14 protein-coding genes are annotated in these 15,784 nt (G+C 73.4%); 8 read left to right on the forward strand and 6 right to left on the reverse strand.

Features of this window, described 5'->3' with window-relative positions:
• The first annotated feature begins 238 nt into the window (after positions 1-238).
• Positions 239-2,047, forward strand: coding sequence for a galactose-binding domain-containing protein (locus Cba03nite_RS28000; RefSeq protein WP_203752345.1), 1,809 nt, complete (start codon positions 239-241; stop codon positions 2,045-2,047).
• A gap of 40 nt (positions 2,048-2,087) precedes the next feature.
• Here Cba03nite_RS28000 and Cba03nite_RS28005 read toward each other — a convergent pair whose 3' ends face one another.
• Positions 2,088-3,050, reverse strand: a complete 963-nt coding sequence (locus Cba03nite_RS28005) for a ketopantoate reductase family protein (RefSeq protein WP_203752348.1) — start codon at positions 3,048-3,050, stop codon at positions 2,088-2,090.
• A gap of 209 nt (positions 3,051-3,259) precedes the next feature.
• On the opposite strand from Cba03nite_RS28005, the gene Cba03nite_RS28010 reads away from it, so the two are divergent.
• From Cba03nite_RS28010 to Cba03nite_RS28025, 4 genes are all read left to right on the forward strand, one after another.
• Complete coding sequence (locus Cba03nite_RS28010; protein WP_203752349.1) at positions 3,260-4,657, forward strand: pectate lyase; 1,398 nt, start codon at positions 3,260-3,262, stop codon at positions 4,655-4,657.
• A 182-nt stretch (positions 4,658-4,839) separates the two neighbouring features.
• Positions 4,840-5,805, forward strand: coding sequence for an aliphatic sulfonate ABC transporter substrate-binding protein (locus Cba03nite_RS28015; RefSeq protein ID WP_203752351.1), 966 nt, complete (start codon positions 4,840-4,842; stop codon positions 5,803-5,805).
• Positions 5,802-6,653, forward strand: a complete 852-nt coding sequence (locus Cba03nite_RS28020) for an ABC transporter permease (protein ID WP_203752354.1) — start codon at positions 5,802-5,804, stop codon at positions 6,651-6,653. The genes Cba03nite_RS28015 and Cba03nite_RS28020 overlap by 4 nt, the downstream gene beginning before the upstream one ends.
• Entirely contained in the window at positions 6,650-7,345 is a 696-nt protein-coding gene (locus Cba03nite_RS28025) for an ABC transporter ATP-binding protein (RefSeq protein WP_428835602.1), read from the forward strand. Before Cba03nite_RS28020 ends, Cba03nite_RS28025 begins: the two co-directional genes overlap by 4 nt.
• 150 nt (positions 7,346-7,495) lie before the next feature.
• On the opposite strand, the gene Cba03nite_RS28030 is transcribed toward Cba03nite_RS28025, so the two are convergent.
• A complete protein-coding gene (locus Cba03nite_RS28030) occupies positions 7,496-8,329 on the reverse strand; it encodes a hypothetical protein (RefSeq protein WP_239126060.1) in 834 nt (277 codons plus the stop codon).
• Positions 8,326-9,234: an ATP-binding cassette domain-containing protein gene (locus tag Cba03nite_RS28035; protein WP_203752358.1), complete on the reverse strand. Its 909-nt coding sequence runs from the start codon at positions 9,232-9,234 to the stop codon at positions 8,326-8,328. Before Cba03nite_RS28035 ends, Cba03nite_RS28030 begins: the two co-directional genes overlap by 4 nt.
• Positions 9,235-9,367: 133 nt before the next feature.
• Between Cba03nite_RS28035 and Cba03nite_RS28040 the strand changes: the two genes are divergently transcribed.
• Both Cba03nite_RS28040 and Cba03nite_RS28045 read left to right on the forward strand, forming a co-directional pair.
• On the forward strand, positions 9,368-10,540 hold the full coding sequence (locus Cba03nite_RS28040) for a sensor histidine kinase (protein WP_239126061.1): 1,173 nt from the start codon (positions 9,368-9,370) through the stop codon (positions 10,538-10,540).
• A complete protein-coding gene (locus Cba03nite_RS28045) occupies positions 10,537-11,193 on the forward strand; it encodes a response regulator (protein WP_203752360.1) in 657 nt (218 codons plus the stop codon). The genes Cba03nite_RS28040 and Cba03nite_RS28045 overlap by 4 nt, the downstream gene beginning before the upstream one ends.
• A 251-nt stretch (positions 11,194-11,444) precedes the next feature.
• Here the strand turns inward: Cba03nite_RS28045 and Cba03nite_RS28050 are convergent, their stop codons facing one another.
• On the reverse strand, positions 11,445-12,392 hold the full coding sequence (locus Cba03nite_RS28050) for an EamA family transporter (RefSeq protein WP_203752362.1): 948 nt from the start codon (positions 12,390-12,392) through the stop codon (positions 11,445-11,447).
• 43 nt (positions 12,393-12,435) lie between these two features.
• Between Cba03nite_RS28050 and pdxR the strand changes: the two genes are divergently transcribed.
• A complete protein-coding gene (pdxR, locus tag Cba03nite_RS28055) occupies positions 12,436-13,827 on the forward strand; it encodes a MocR-like pyridoxine biosynthesis transcription factor PdxR (RefSeq protein WP_239126062.1) in 1,392 nt (463 codons plus the stop codon).
• A gap of 36 nt (positions 13,828-13,863) precedes the next feature.
• Here pdxR and Cba03nite_RS28060 read toward each other — a convergent pair whose 3' ends face one another.
• On the reverse strand, positions 13,864-14,829 hold the full coding sequence (locus Cba03nite_RS28060; protein ID WP_203752364.1) for a hypothetical protein: 966 nt from the start codon (positions 14,827-14,829) through the stop codon (positions 13,864-13,866).
• A 139-nt stretch (positions 14,830-14,968) separates the two neighbouring features.
• Positions 14,969-15,712 (reverse strand): DUF6518 family protein, encoded by a 744-nt coding sequence (locus Cba03nite_RS28065; protein ID WP_203752366.1) that lies wholly within the window; start codon positions 15,710-15,712, stop codon positions 14,969-14,971.
• Positions 15,713-15,784 lie beyond the last annotated feature (72 nt).

Consider the following 15,784-nt stretch of genomic DNA (forward strand, 5'->3'; position numbering starts at 1 on the left):
CGGCGTTGGTGTCAAGATCCGCGATCCCACCGCGCTTCCTGACACGAACCCGCGATCTTCGCCTCGCGACCATCGGCTTCAGCCGCGAGCGGCTGACCCGCGTCCAGCGCATCGCATCGACAGTCTTGACAGGAGCACGGCAACGGACGAACCTCGGCGGGAGAGCGCTCTCTGCACCACCGCGACGCGGATCAGCCCCCCGCGCCGCGCTTTCCCGTCCGTCCACCAGGGAGTCTTCATGCCTACCCTCGTGCGGTCCGCGGCTCGCACCCGCGGTCCCGCCCACCTCCTCGCCGTCGCAGCGGCCATGGTGCTGCTGCTCGCCGGGTACGTCGTCACCCTCAGCGGCTCCGGCGCACAGGCCGCCGACCCGCTGATCACCCCGAACTGCGGCGCCACGGCGTCATCCAGCGAGAACGGGGCCACGTCCCCCTCGATGGCGTTCGACGGCAACCCGGGCACCCGCTGGTCCAGCGCGTTCAGCGACCCGCAGTGGATCCAGGTCGACCTGTGCGCGACCGCCACCATCAGCCAGGTCGTGCTCAACTGGGAGGCCGCCTCGGCGCGCGCGTTCCAGATCCAGGTCGCGGGCAGCGCCGCCGGGCCGTGGACCACCGTCTACAGCACCACCACCAGCACCGGTGGGGTGCAGACCCTGACCGTCAACGGCACCGGCCGGTACGTCCGGATGTACGGCACCGCCCGCAACACCGCCTACGGCTACTCCCTGTGGGAGTTCAGCGTGTACGGCGTCATCGGCGGCACCGGCGGCTGCGGCACGGCCAACGCCGCGCTGAACCGCCCCGCGACCGCGTCGTCGGCCGAGAGCGCCACCATGGGCGCGGCGGCCGCGTTCGACGGCAACCCCGGCACCCGCTGGTCCAGCGCGTTCAGCGACCCGCAGTGGATCCAGGTGGACCTGGGCACCGCGCAGCCGATCTGCCAGGTCGTGCTGACCTGGGAGGCCGCCTCGGCCCGCGCGTTCCAGCTCCAGGTGTCCGGCAGCGCCACCGGCCCGTGGACGAACATCTACTCGACCACGACCGGCACCGGCGGCACCCAGACGCTGAACGTCACCGGCAACGGCCGGTACGTCCGGATGAACGGCACCGCCCGCAACACCGCCTACGGCTACTCGCTGTTCGAGTTCGCGGTCCGGCTGGGCAGTGGCGCGACCAGCCCGAGCCCGGTGCCGCCGAGCAGCTCGCCCTCGCCGAACCCGGACCCGGGCGGCTTCTGGGGCGACACCAGCACCATCCCGCCCGCGCAGAACGTGGTCATGCTCAAGATCCTCAACCGGACCAACGGGCGCTACCCCGACAGCCAGGTCTACTGGAGCTACAACGGCGTCACCAGGTCCATCGCCGAGCAGCCGTACTTCGACATGCCGGCGAACACGGCCGGGCGCATGTACTTCTACCTCGGCTCGCCCACCGGCCAGTACTGGGACTTCATCGAGTTCACGGTCGGCGCGGGGGTGTTCAACGGCAACACCACGCGGGTCGACGCGTTCGGGCTCAAGCTGGCCATGCGCCTGCACGCGCGCGACGGCTACGACGCCGCCGTCGGCGAGGACTACGCCACGTTCGCCGAGGACCGGGCGGTGACGTTCCAGCGCTTCGTCAACGCGATGCCGGCCGAGTTCAAGCACCTCGGGCAGGTGCAGGCGCCGTACCGGATCCCGACGCCGGGCAGCGATCCCGCGTTCCGGCCCGGCGGCCAGTACGCGAACTACCTGAGCGGCTACGCCGCGTCGGTGGGGGTGACCGCGAGCACGTCGGACATCACCGGGTGCGCGGGCGTGCTGGCCAACAACCCGGCGATGTGCTCGGCGCTCAACCGGCACGTGGCGCACCTGCCGCAGTCGCAGTGGTCCACGCCGAGCCTGTACTACCAGGCCGCGCCGGCCAACTACTACTCGAAGTTCTGGCACGACAACGCGATCGGCAAGCTGGCGTACGGGTTCCCGTACGACGACTACGCCGATCAGTCCTCGTTCATCTCCCACGGCAACCCGCAGTGGCTGCTGGTGGCCGTCGGCTGGTGACGTGCAGCGGGGCGCGGCACACCGCCGCGCCCCGCCCCTGTCAGGCGGGCAGGGTCGACAGCCACTCCGCCGGGTCGAGGGTGCCGGGGCGGCGGCCCTCGCGGGCGAAGCGATCGGCCCACCGGCAGGCGTTCTCGTTGTACGGCGCGGGCAGCCCGTGCAGCCGCGCGACCAGCACGATCTCGCCGCTGAGGTAGTCGGCCTCGATGTGCCCGGTGCCCCGGTGCAGGCTCTGCCACGACGAGCCGCCGCCGCGCGAGCCGCCGGTGACGACCTTGAGGATATCGGCCCGCCGCTCGTCGTCCTCGTCGGCAGGGGTGTACGCGATGCCCGCCGCGTCCAGCACGGCCTCGGCCTCCAGGCGTACCCGCTGGAAGATCTCCTGGGTGCCCTCGGCCCGGCCGCACACCGCGTCGACCGCGTTGCCGACATTGCGCAGCAGCTTGCCGTACTTCCACCGCATGATGTCCGGGCGCGGCTCGCTGCGGTAACCCGCGTCGCGGAACGCGGCGGCGACCTGTTCGGCGACCGGGTCCGTCCCGGACGGGTAGCGGCCGATGTCGAGCAGGCCGGGCACCGGGTGGCAGTCGGCGCGCACCACACCCGGGGTGAGGTGGGTGGTCGGCGACATGACGCAGACGCCGTAGACGTGCTCGAACACGCGCAGCGCCTGGCGCTCGTTGTCGACGCCGTTCTGCAGGCTGACGATCCGCGTGCCCGGCGGGGCGGACGCGGCCAGGCCCTCCAGCGCGGCCCGGGTGTCCTGGCTCTTGACGGCGAGCAGCACGACGTCGCCGCCGCGCCACTCGATCTCGGCGGGCCCGGCCACCGCCGGGACGTGCATGGTGCGGGAGCCCGTGCCGGTCTCCAGGGTCAGGCCGCGCTCGCGGATCGCGGACAGGTGCGCGCCGCGGGCGATCAGCACGACGGGGTGCCCGGACAGGTGCAGGTGGGCGCCGAGCACGCCGCCGACGGCCCCGGCGCCGTAGACGATGAAACGCATCCGGCCAACGTACCGCCCGGCTCCTGGCATCCACCTCCGTCGCATCGAGACACACGGTTGACTGCGGTCGCGGCGGGGTCTACGGTCAGCACTCGGGGAAGCGCTTTCCAAGCGTAGATCCCCAGGTCGTCCGCGCGCCCTACGCGGACGGCCCGATTGCCCGTGCCGTCGCCCAACGGCATGGTCCATCCCACCCCTGGAGGCACCCTATGGGCGTCCACTCCTTATCCCGGTCACGCTCGTGGCCGCTGATCGCGGGCCTTGCCCTGGCCCTCACCTTCGGCGCGGTCGTGCTCAGCCAGAACGCGTTCGCCGCCACCGTCTTCAGCGACAACTTCGAGGACGGCAACACCGACGGCTGGTCCAAGTCGGGCGGTGACTGGGCGGTCGGCACCGACGGCAGCCGCGTGCTGACCCAGACCAAGACCAGCACCGACAACGCCCGCCAGTTCGCCGGCTCGACCGGCTGGACCGACTACTCGGTCACCGCGCGGGTCAAGCCGCTGAGCCTCGGCTCCGGCGGCCACGTCGGCCTGCTGGCCCGCTCCACCGGCGCCACCGTCTACTACCGCCTCGCGCTGCGGCCCGGCAACTCGGTGCAGCTCCAGGCGGTCAACGGCAGCACCGTCACCGTGCTGGGCTCGGTCACCCGGACCGTGTCCACCGGCACCTGGTACACCCTCGGCATCGAGACCTCGGGCAGCACCATCCGGGGCCTGGTCGACGGCACCGTGATCGCGAGCGCGACCAGCTCGGCGATCGGCAACGGCCGGATCGGCCTGCAGACGGCGTACAGCAGCGCGTCGTTCGACGACGTCGCCGTGGTCACCGGCGGTACGCCGACCCCGACCACCCCGGCTCCGTCGGCGACGGGCAGCCCGCGCCCGTCGGCTTCGCCGTCGCGTACCCCCGGACCCTCGCCCTCGGTGAGCCCGCCGCCCACCGGCTGGCCCACGCCCTCGGGCAGCGCGCCGGTGAACAACGGCACGATCCAGGTCAGCGGCGTGTTCGACGGCGGCATGAAGCGCTACTGCTGCATCGGCGACGGCGGCCAGGGCGAGAGCCAGGACCCGGTCTTCGAGCTGGCACCGGGCGCGACCATCAAGAACGTGATCCTCGGCGCGCCGGCCGGTGACGGCATCCACTGCACCGGCAACTGCACCATCCAGAACGTCTGGTGGGAGGACGTAGGCGAGGACGCGGCGACGTTCCTCGGCGGCTCGGACTACTACGTGATCGGCGGCGGCGCCCGCAAGGCCTCGGACAAGATCTTCCAGCACAACGGCCCCGGCACCGTGCACATCAGCGGGTTCTACGCCGAGGACTTCGGCAAGCTGTACCGCGCCTGCGGCAACTGCAGCTCGTCGTACCAGCGGCACGTGGTCATCGACAACGTGCGGGTCACCGACGGCGACTCGATCGCCGGTATCAACATCAACTGGGGTGACACGGCCCGGTTCACCCGGATCACGGTGATCAGCGATCCGAGCATCGTGATCTGCGACAAGTACCACGGGGTGCCCAAGGGCAGCGAGCCGACCCACGTCGGCAGCGGCGCGGACGGCGTGAACTGCTTCTATTCGCCGAGCGACATCACGTACCAGTAAGCGCCCGGCTCGCCAGACCAGGCGCCGCTCCCCGGCCACCAGCGGGGAGCGGCGCCTCCTGCTTTCCGGGTCCACATCGCACCACGGGTGATCGGGCGGTCACCCGGATGGCCATTCCCATAATTCCTATCGGGTTGATAGCCTATCGCCGTCCGACGGCCCCGCCCCCCAGGAGATCCTCCATGCACGACCAGCCCCGACTTTCCCGCCGCTCGCTACTGACGGCACTGGCCGCGGCGCCGCTGTCCGCGTCGTTCCTGGCGGCCTGCGGCGGTGACGAGCCGGCCGCCGCCGGGCAGCCGCTGCGCATCGGATACCAGCGATTCGGCGGCCTGAGCCTGGTCAAGGCCCGCAACGCCGCGGACCCGACGGCCACCTGGGCGCTGTTCGAGAGCGGCCCGGCGCTCACCGAGGCGTTCAAGGCCGGCTCGATCGACCTCGGCCAGACCGGCGAGGCACCGCCGATCTTCGCCGCTGCCGGCAAGATCGACTTCAAGATCATCGGCACCTCCGCGCCGGTGCCCAAGGGCGAGGCCGTCCTGGTCAAGCAGGCCAAGGGCTTCCAGACCTTCGCCGATCTGAAGGGCAAGACGGTCGCCCTGAACAAGGGGTCCAACGTGAACTGGCTGCTGGTCAAGCTGCTGGAGAAGCACCAGCTGAAGATCACCGACATCAACGTCAAGTACCTCAAGCCGGCCGAGGCGCGGCCCGCCTTCGACGGCGACCAGGTGGACGCATGGATCATCTGGGACCCGTACTTCGCCCTGGCCGAGCAGCCCGGCGTCGCCGTCCTGGAGGACGCCACCGGCCTGGCCAGCAACCGCGAGTACGTGCTGGCCGACCCCAAGGCGCTGGAGCAGAAGACCGACCAGATCGCCGAGTTCCTCAAGCAGTACCGCGCCGTCACCGACTGGGGCATCGCCAACCCGGCCGAGCGCGCCAAGGTGATCGCGCCCGAGCTGAAGATCGACCTCGACGTCGCCACCCGTGCGCTGTCGCGCAGCGCCCAGCCGCTCGCCGCGCTCACCCCGGAGATCGGCGACGAGCTGCAGGCCATCGCCGACGGCTTCACGGCGCTGCAGCTCATCCCCGAGAAGATCGACATCAAGTCCCGCATCGACAACCGCTTCAACTCGGTGCTCGGATGACCACCGCCGCCGGGACGGCGGCCCCCGCCGCCGTCCCCGCCCACCCCCTCGACGACGCCGACACCCCTGCTCCCGCCCCACCCGGCCGGGCCGGGCGCCGCTGGCAGCGCCCGATCACGCCGGTCGTCCTGTTCGGCGTATGGGAGACCGCCGCCCGCACCGGCCTGCTGCCCCCGCACAAGCTGCCCGCCCCCAGCGACGTGCTCGCCGCCGGGTGGCGGCTGTCCGGTGACGGCACGCTGCTCGTGCACCTGCTCGACTCGCTGCAGCGCGCCGCGATCGGGCTGGCCGTCGGCGGCGGCCTGGCGCTGGTGCTCGGCGCGGTGGCCGGCCTGCTGCGCATCGGCGACGACCTGGTCGACCCGCCCGTGCAGATGGCCCGCATGCTGCCCCACCTGGGCCTGGTGCCGCTGCTCATCATCTGGGTCGGCATCGGCGAGGAACTGAAGATCACCCTGGTGGCGCTGGGCAGCTTCTTCCCGATCTACTTCAACACCTACGCCGGGATCCGGGACATCGACGAGCGTCTCGTCGAGGCGGCCCGCACCTGCGGCCTCGGCCAGCTCGCCCGGCTGCGCCACGTGGTGCTGCCCGGCGCGCTGCCGTCACTGTTCCTCGGGCTGCGGCTGGCCATCGGCGCGGCCTGGCTCAGCCTCGTGGTCGGCGAGCAGGTCAACGCACAGACCGGCATCGGCTTCCTGATGATGGAGGCCCGCGAGTTCGCGCAGACCGACGTGGTGCTGCTCGGGCTGCTGGTGTACGCGCTGCTGGGACTGCTGTCCGATCTGGCGCTGCGGATCGCGGAGAGGAGGACCCTGTCATGGCGGCGCGGCCTGCAGGCGAGGTGACCCCGGTGCTCACCGCCCACGGTGTGCGCCGGTCGTTCGGGCCCACCGTCGTGCTCGACGGCGTGGACCTGGCGATCCGGCCCGGCGAGGTGGTGGCGCTGCTCGGCGGCAGCGGCTCGGGCAAGAGCACCCTGCTGCGCATCCTCGCCGGGCTCGACGCCGACGCCGCCGGGCTGGTCGACCGGCCGAAGGACCTGGCCGTGGTGTTCCAGGAGCACCGGCTGCTGCCCTGGAAGCGCGTCCTCGACAACGTCTCCCTCGGACTGACCGGGCCGGGTGTACGCGAACGCGCCCTCGCCGCGCTGGAGGAGGTCGGCCTGCGCGGCCGGGACACGGCGTGGCCGGTCGAGCTGTCCGGCGGCCAGGCGCAGCGGGTCGCCGTCGCCCGCGCGCTGGTCCGCGAGCCCGCGCTGCTGCTGCTGGACGAGCCGTTCGGTGCGCTCGACGCGCTCACCCGGCTGCGCATGCAGCAGCTGTTCAACCGCCTGCGCGACCAGCACGGCTTCGCCGCGCTCCTGGTCACCCACGACGTCGAGGAGGCCCTCCTGCTCGCCGACCGCACCCTGGTCCTGGAGGACGGCCGCCTCGTCGAGGACTCCCCCGTCACCCTGCCCCGCCCCCGCACCCCCGACGACCCCGGCTTCGGCACCCTCCGCCGCCACCTCCTCGACCGCCTCGGCGTCGCCGCCTGACCCCCGCCGCCCGCCCCGCCCCGGCCCGCCCCGGCCAAGATCGCCCAAGTTGCCAGGCAACTGGGCGAATGAGCGCCCAAGATACGTACATCTGCCAGGCAAGTCGGACGATCTTGGCGGGCGCGGGGCGGGGCGGGGCGTGGCGGCCGGTCAGACGTCGCAGCGGTCGACGATCCAGAGGGCGAGCAGGGCGGCAGACAGCGGCCAGGCGGCCAGGGCGATCCAGGAGCCGGTCACCGTGGCGGGGTAGTCGACCGGCGGACCCATGTACAAGGGGCCGTAGTCGGTGAGGTCGGTGAGGCGCCCCCAGGCCATGACGGGCAGGGCGTGGTGCAGGAACGCCGTCCAGGGGCGGTCCGGGGAGAACAGCATCGGGAGCAGGAGCAGCACCGCGACGGTGGCCGCGACGGTGGTGGCCGCGTGCCGGACCAGCGCGCCGATGCCCAGGCCCACAACCGCGCACACCGGCGGCAGCAGTGCCGAGGCGGCCAGCGCCCGCCACACCCCGGGGTAGCCGAACGACAGGCCCGCGTCGCGGCCGGACAGCACCGCCTGGGTCAGCCAGAACGACACCACCGACAGTACGGTGCCGTACGCCGCCATCACCGGCGTCAGCACGAGCAGCTTCGCCGCCGTCACCGCGCGCCGGGCGGGCACCGCCGCGAACGTGGTCCGGATCAGACCCGTCGAGTACTCCCCCACCAGCGTGATCGCCCCGATGGTCCCGGCGGCAAGCACCAGCACCAGCATCGCCGGGTCGGTGAACGCGTCCCGGATCGCCCACGTCGGCACGAAGCCCGCCCGCAGGCCCTCGCTGTACCCGGGCCAGTTGCGATGGTCGGCCCAGGCCGCGTTGACGTTCATGCCGACGACCACCAGCGCGGTGGCCAGCAGCGCCCAGCGGATCGAGCGCAGCGACCACAGCTTGAGCCACTCGGCGGCGAGCAGGTCGGTGAAGCGGGCCGGGGGTGTGGTGATCGTCATCGCGGCGCTCCTGCGGCGTACTCGACTCGGTCGGCGGTCAGTTCCAGGAAGGCCTCCTCCAGCGAGGCGGCGCGGGTGGTGAGCTGCTCCAGCAGCACGCCGTGCCGGTGGGCGAGCGCGCCGACGGCGGCGGCGCTCAGCCCGTCCACGACCAGCTCACCGGGCTCGCCGGCGCGCACCGCCGCGCCCTCGGCGGTGAGCCGCGCGGCGAACCCGGCGTCGGGGGTGCGTACGGCGACCGACTGCCGGCCCGCGCGGGCGGCGAACTCGCCGAGGCTCTCCGCGGCGATCAGCCGGCCGCGGCCGACGACGACCAGCTGGTCGGCGGTGTTCTCCATCTCGCTCATCAGGTGGCTGGAGACCAGCACCGTGCGGCCCTGCGCGGCCAGGCGCCGGAACAGCCCGCGCGCCCACAACACCCCCTCCGGGTCGAGGCCGTTGACCGGCTCGTCGAACAGCAGCACCGGCGGGTCGCCGAGCAGCGCCGCGGCGATACCCAGCCGCTGCCGCATGCCGAGCGAGAACCCGCCGACCCGGCGGTGCGCGGCGGCGGCCAGCCCCACCTCGTCGAGCACGTGCTCGACCCGGGCCCGGCCGATGCCGTTGGCGCGGGCCAGCACCATCAGATGGGCCCGCGCGCTGCGGCCGCCGTGCACGTCGTGGGCGTCCAGCAGCGCCCCGGCGTGGTGCAGGCCGCGGGGCCGTTCCCGGAACGGGCGCCCGTCGATGAGCGCCGCGCCGCCGGTGGGCGCGTCGAGGCCGAGCAGCAGCCGCAGCGTGGTGCTCTTGCCGGCGCCGTTGGGGCCGAGGAACCCGGTGACCTGACCGGGCCGGACGGTGAACGTCAGGCCGTTGACGGCGGTCACCCGGCCGTAGCGTTTGACCAGTTCGTGGACTTCGATCATGCCGACGACGATGCCGGGAGCGGGACCCGCACCGCATCGGGCCGTGGACCGCATCGCTGTGCCACGACTACGCCCCCGGGCGTACGCCCACGGGCCAATGCCCTGGTCCCGGCCCCGCGGCTAGCATCGGGTCGTGTCCCAGGACCCCCCGCCCCCATCCCGGACCCCGCTGCGCGGCGCCGTGCTCGGCACGCTGCGGGTGCTCGCGGTCGTGCTCTACCCGCTCGCGCTGATCGCCTCGCTCGACGGTGCGGGCGGTCCGCTCGGCTACCGCTTCCTGGGCACGGCACTGCCCCTGGTGATCATGCTGCTGCCCATGGCGCTGCTGCCCCGCCTGCCCCTGGCCGCGCTCGGCCTGGCCCTGACCGGCACGGCCGTGCTGAACTACCTCGTCGACCCGCACACCGCCGCCTACCTGTGGCAGGTCCGCAACCTGCAGGTGATCGGACTCGACCTGCTCGTCGGCGTGCTCGCGGCCACTCGCCGCCCCCGGGTGTCGCTGCCCGCCGCCGTGTCCGTGCTCGCCGTACAGGCGCTGCTCACCGGATCCAGCCGGTACAACATCGACGATCTGGCGTCCGAGGCGGTGATCCTCACCCTCGGTATGGCTGCCGCGTGGCTGGGCGGGCACCAGCTCGGCGCATACCGCCGCCAGAGGGCCGCGCAGCGCGCCTCGGCCACCGCGCAGGCCGTCACCGACGAGCGGCTGCGCATCGCGCGCGAGCTGCACGACATGGTCGCGCACAGCATCGGGGTCATCGCCATCCAGGCCGGCATGGGCCGCCGCGTCATCGACACCCGGCCCGAGGCCGCCCGCGACGCGCTGGCCGCGATCGAGGACACCAGCCGGGAGACGCTCGCCGGGCTGCGCCGCATGCTCGGCGCGCTGCGCCGCGCCGACGGCGACGGCCCGGCGCGCGAGCCCGCTCCGGGCCTGGCCGACCTGGACCGGCTCGTCGCGCACGCGAGCGCCGCCGGGGTCGAGGTGCGGGTGCGCCGGGTCGGCGGCGAGCGGCACCTGCCGCCCGAGATCGACCTGTCGGCGTACCGCATCGTGCAGGAGGCCGTCACCAACGTGGTGCGGCACGCGGCCGCCCGCGCCTGCCAGGTCGTGGTCGAGCAGCGGGACGGGGAGCTGCTCATCGAGGTCGTGGACGACGGCCGCGGCGGGCCCGTGGGCAGCGGGTACGGCATCGCGGGCATGCGGGAGCGGGTCGGGCTGCTGCACGGCCGCTTCGACGCCGGGCCGCGCCCGGAGGGCGGGTTCCGCGTCGCGGCCCGGCTGCCGCTGGTGGCTGCGTCATGAGCATCCGGGTGCTGCTCGCCGACGATCAACCACTGGTGAGGGCGGGTCTGCGCACCGTCATCGCCGAGACCGGCGACCTGGTGGTGGTCGGCGAGGCCGCCGACGGCGACGAGGCGGTGCGCCTGGCCGCCGCGACGCGGCCGGACGTGGTGCTGATGGACATCCGGATGCCGGGCACCGACGGAATCGCCGCGACCCGGGCGATCACCGCGTCGGCCGATCCGCCCCGGGTGCTGATGCTGACCACGTTCGACCACGACGACCACGTGTACGCCGCGCTGCGCGCCGGGGCCAGCGGCTTCCTGGTCAAGGACATGGCGCTGGACGACATCCTGGCCGCGATCCGGGTCGTCGCGGCGGGCGATGCGCTGCTGGCCCCGGGCGTGACCCGCCGCCTGATCGAGGAGTTCGCCCGCCGGCCCGCCGCGGCGCCCCCCGCCCGGCAGCCCGCCGGAGTGACCGACCGCGAGCTGGAGGTGCTGACGCTGGTCGGGCGGGGCCTGTCCAACCAGGAGATCGCCGCCGAGCTGTTCATCAGCGTGGCCACCGCGAAGGCGCACGTGGCCCGGCTGCTGGCCAAACTCGACGCCCGCGACCGCGTCCAGCTCGTGATCATCGCGTACGAACTGGGCCTGGTTCACCCGTCCCGCTGACGTTCGTCCACGGACCGGTGTGACATCGCGGACACCGGTGGCGCTGTAGGGGGTGGGGCGGGTGTCGCACCCACCCGCCCCGCATCGCCCGACCCCGTCTTGCAGCCCGGTTCCTGACTCACCACGCGCCGCCGCCTCGATACCGGCGTCGCGTGCGAGGCGCCGGTCGGCAGGGGGTGCCGCTGCGGCACGGGGTCGGGCGGACACCCACCACCTGAAGATCGCCGTTCGGTGTCGCGCCGTGGTCCGCCTCAGGCTTCGGCGCCGGACAGTGATCTCGGCGGTGCGGAGATCGGCTCCGGCGCGGCAGGAGCCGGGGTGCGGCCGCCGGCTGCTCCCCACACCAGGCCCGCCACGACGACGAGCACACCCGCGGTCTGGGTGAGGCCGGGCAGGGCCTGGTCCTGCAGCGCCGCCACGGTCAGGGTCGCCGCCGGGACCAGGCCGGTGAACATGCCCGCGCGCTCGACCCCGAGCAGCCGCAGCCCGGTGAACCAGGCCAGGAACGCGACCACCGTCATCATCACGGCCAGGTAGAGCAGGATCAGCGCCTCGGTCGCCGTGGGCATCCGCAGCCGCGCCCACTCCCCCGTCGCCAGCGCCGCCACCACCAGCATCGGCACCGCGAGCGCGCAGCTGTACGCCGACACCCGCACCGCCCCGAGCCGCGGCAGCACCGCCGCGGCCAGCAGCGAGAACGACACCTCGCACACCAGCGTGCCGAGCGCCGCCGCGAGCCCGACACCGTCCGCCGCCCCCGCGCCGTGCACCAGCGCGGTGCCCACCACCACGACCCCGGCGGCGGTGACCAGCCGCGCGGCCGGCCGGGCGCCGCGCAGCAGCGGCCCGGCCAGCGCCAGGCCGAGCGGCGCCGCCCCCACGACCGTGCCGACCACGGCCGCGTCCGCGTGGTCGAGCGCGGTCAGCAGCAGCGTGTTGAACAGGGCGAGCCCCATCAGCGCGACGGCGGCCAGCAGCGCCAGCTCGCGGCCGGTCGGGCGGGATGCGGGCACGGTGCCGCCCAGGCGCGGGAACAGCCGCAGCAGCGCGGCCAGCAGCACGGCGGCCAGGGCGTAGCGCAGCGCCTGCCCGGTCAGGATCGGATAGTCGAGGACGAGGCGGCTCAGGCTCACCGAGCCGCCGAGGATCATCATGCCGAAGCCGCACAGGGCCGCTCCGGTCAGGCTGTCGCGGTTCACCACCTGACGGTATGGTCGCCATTGGTACACCGGACAGGGCCACTTGAGCACCGGAACAGAGGACCAATTGGCGGTACGCGAGGCGCTGCTCGACCTGGACCGGGACCTGCCCGGGATCGGCGAGCGGCTGGTCGGGGCGCTGCGGGAGGCGATCGCGCAGCAGCGCATCGCGCCCGGCACCCGGCTGCCGTCCAGCCGGGACCTCGCGGCCGACCTGGGCCTGTCCCGAGGGGTGGTGGTGGCGGCATACGAGCAGCTCACGGCTGAGGGCAGGCTGGTGAGCCGGCGCGGTTCGGGCACCACGGTCGCGCCCGCGCCCCCGCCCGCGCCGGCCGTCGCGGGCGAGCCGGTGGCGGTGCCGCCGGGCCGGGTGGCGCCGTTGCGGCCGGGCGTGCCCGACCTCGGCATGTTCCCGCGCGCGGCGTGGCGGCGGGCGTACGAGCGCGCGCTCGCCACCGCCGCCGACGCCGACCTCGACTACACCGACCCGGCGGGTGTGCCACGGCTGCGCAGCGAGCTGGCGTCATACCTGGGCCGGGTCCGCGCGGCGCGCGCGGGCGCGGACGGGGTCGTGGTCACCACCGGAGCGGCGCAGGCGCTCAGCCTGCTCGGCCGGGTGCTCGCCGCGCGCGGCCTGACCGAGGTCGGCGTGGAGGATCCGGGCAGCGCGGGCATCCGCGGACACCTGCTCGCGCACGGCCTTTCACTGCGGCCGGTGCCGGTCGACGGGCAGGGCGCGGTCGTGTCGGCGCTCGGGGACGCGCGGGCCGTGTTCGTCACGCCCGCGCACCAGTTCCCGACGGGCGTCGTGCTCGCGCCGGGGCGGCGGGCCGAGCTGATCGACTGGGCACGGCGTACCGGCGGCCTGATCATCGAGGACGACTACGACGCCGAGTTCCGCTACGACCGGGATCCCGTGGGCTGCCTGCAGGGTGTCGCGCCGGACGTGGTGGCCCTGGTCGGCTCGGCGAGCAAGGCGCTCGCGCCAGGGCTGCGGCGCGGCTGGCTCGTGCCGCCGCCGGGCTGGCTGGACGCCGTACGCAAGGCGAAGTCCGACGCGGACATGGGCGGCTCGGCGCTGGAGCAGCTCGCCTTCGCGGAGCTGCTCGCCTCGGGCGGCTACGACCGACACCTGCGCCGGGCACGCCGCGCCCAGCGCGCCCGCCGCGACGCATTGGTCGCCGCGCTGCGCACCCACCTGCCGCAGGCCCGCATCTCGGGCGTCGCCGCAGGGCTGCACCTGGTCGTCGAGCTGCCGTCCGGCACGGACGACCGGACCCTGGCCGCGCGGGCCAGAGCCGCCGGGCTCGGCCCACTCGCCCTGTCCGAGCTGCGATACGGCGGCGACGGCCCGCCGGGGCTCGTGCTGGGCTACGCCGCACAGACCCCGGACGAACTCACCGCCGCGGTGGTGGTCCTGGCCTCGCAGCTCTGACCACGATGCTCCCCGGCCCGCGTCCTCCGCCCCGGGTCAGCGGAGCTCGGCGTTGAGCTGCGGGGTGGTCGCGCCCTCGTAGCCGCGCTGCTCGGTGTAGGCCAGCAGGACGCCGGCGAACTGGAACATCGTCACCGGGAGCTGGACGACCACGCCGAACACGATCGACACGACCAGGCCGAGCGAGAGGATCGCGACGCCCTCGACGCTCGGCCCGAAGCCCTCGCTGTTGACAGCGCTGAAGCCCGCCTCAATGGCAGACTCGAAGCCGGACACGACCGTCGATGCGGCGATCGAGATCAGCACGATCAACGCGAGCCGGCCGAGCACCCGGCCGCCCGAGCGGTGCAGCATCTGGAACGAGCGGCCGATCGGGTTGCGGCGCTCGAACAGCAGGACCGGCCCTACCAGCGCCGTGCCGGCCATGACGTAGAAGGCGGGCAGCACGCATGCCAGCGCACCGGCGACGACCATGAGCGCCACCGGGACGTACCAGGCGAACATGCTCCAGCAGCGGCGGAAGCCGTACCCGAACGACTCGCCGAGGGTGACGGTTTCGCCGGCCGCCTGCCGGACGACCGAGTGCGTCGCCGCGGCGTAGCCCGCCAGCTGGACGACGTAGAGCAGGATGATCACCGCGAGCATGGCGCCGAGGATGGCGATGAGCCCTGCCGCGTCGAGGGTCGCCTCCCCGGTGGCCGGGTTCAGCTGCAGCGCACTCAGCCCGAAGTACGCCACCGCCACGACCCCGGCGATGCCGAGCACCACGCTGGGCACCAGCTGAGTGACGGCAAGGATGACCAGGGTCGAGCGCCAGCTCCGCCGGAACAGCTGGCCGATGCGGTTGAACCAGCCGCCCACTCCGCCATGCTGCGGCGCGACCAGCGGATCGTAGTAGGGGTCCGCACCGGGCTGCACGTACGCCGACTGCGGCGGCAGGTATCCCACGCCCGGCGCGGAAGGCACGCCAGAGTCGTACGGGTTGGGCGTGAGATCGGACATCGACAGCTCCAGGTCGGCTCGAGGGGCGGCTAAGTGTGCCACGACCTCCTGACCAGGCAAAACCCGCGCCCGGCGGAAGGTGCGCCCGGCGTCCAGCGCCGACCTTTTCGTCCATGTGTTCCCGAATCGCGCCGGCAGGCTACATACCGAAGCCGGAGCCCCTGGCCATGTCTATGAAGCTCCACAGCACGGCTCCCAACCCGCCGGCCACGGCAGCGGAGCCCAGGTAGAGCCACCACGACCGGCTCGGGCCGCGGAACACCAGCAGCAGGACGGTGACGACCAGCGAGAGCGACACGGTCACCGCGTTGGAAATGACGATCACCTGGACGAAGCTGTCGGGGATCGGCCAGTAGTAGCCGTGGCTGAGCTGGTTAAGCCCTTCGGCAGCCAGCATCCCGAAGGCGAGCCCCGCAGCCGCCGACGATCGCCGGCGCGGCCCGCTTCTGACAAGGTGGCCGAGGCTGCCGAGAACCAGCCCGGCCGCCACTGAGATCAGCAGCCAGAAGCCCGCGGCGCGGGCGACCGACATCAGCCCGTACAGGTCCGCCGACGAGCCGTCTTCCAGGGTTCCGCCGCTCCACCGCCTCGACACGACCAGGATGAGTCCGTAGTACAACGTCGTGGCGACGAGCAGCAGCGCCGTCGCCACGACCGGGGCTCGACGGGCGCGGCGCACCAGGTACCCCGCCACCAGCGCGGCCGCACCCCAGGCGAATCCGTTGCTGGTCAGCGTCAGCACGATCTGGCCCGTCGCGTCCGGCAGTTCGTCGCCGAGGAACGCCAGCGCGCCCAACGGCACTCCGCTCGCCGTCAGCAACAGCGTACTGTCGCGCGGCGTGCTGCTGGTGACCGTCGTCGCGGACTCCGCAGTCGTCGTCACATCAACCCCCGAGCAAGAAACGAGTCCGGTCGCGGAATCGGTCCCGGTGTGTCGCCGGCAGCAGGCAGCCGG

It is taken from the genome of Catellatospora bangladeshensis (genome assembly GCF_016862575.1).
In the GTDB taxonomy this organism is placed as follows: Bacteria; Actinomycetota; Actinomycetes; order Mycobacteriales; family Micromonosporaceae; genus Catellatospora; species Catellatospora bangladeshensis.

Bases quoted from the DNA above. Each gene is read 5' to 3' on its own strand.
- Cba03nite_RS28010 (WP_203752349.1), top strand. From the start codon at position 3,260: ATGGGCGTCCACTCCTTATCCCGGTCACGCTCGTGGCCGCTGATCGCG.
- Cba03nite_RS28020 (WP_203752354.1), top strand. From the start codon at position 5,802: ATGACCACCGCCGCCGGGACGGCGGCCCCCGCCGCCGTCCCCGCCCAC.
- Cba03nite_RS28035 (WP_203752358.1), bottom strand. From the start codon at position 9,234: ATGATCGAAGTCCACGAACTGGTCAAACGCTACGGCCGGGTGACCGCC.
- Cba03nite_RS28045 (WP_203752360.1), top strand. From the start codon at position 10,537: ATGAGCATCCGGGTGCTGCTCGCCGACGATCAACCACTGGTGAGGGCG.
- Cba03nite_RS28000 (WP_203752345.1), top strand. From the start codon at position 239: ATGCCTACCCTCGTGCGGTCCGCGGCTCGCACCCGCGGTCCCGCCCAC.
- Cba03nite_RS28015 (WP_203752351.1), top strand. From the start codon at position 4,840: ATGCACGACCAGCCCCGACTTTCCCGCCGCTCGCTACTGACGGCACTG.
- Cba03nite_RS28060 (WP_203752364.1), bottom strand. From the start codon at position 14,829: ATGTCCGATCTCACGCCCAACCCGTACGACTCTGGCGTGCCTTCCGCG.
- Cba03nite_RS28030 (WP_239126060.1), bottom strand. From the start codon at position 8,329: ATGACGATCACCACACCCCCGGCCCGCTTCACCGACCTGCTCGCCGCC.
- Cba03nite_RS28005 (WP_203752348.1), bottom strand. From the start codon at position 3,050: ATGCGTTTCATCGTCTACGGCGCCGGGGCCGTCGGCGGCGTGCTCGGC.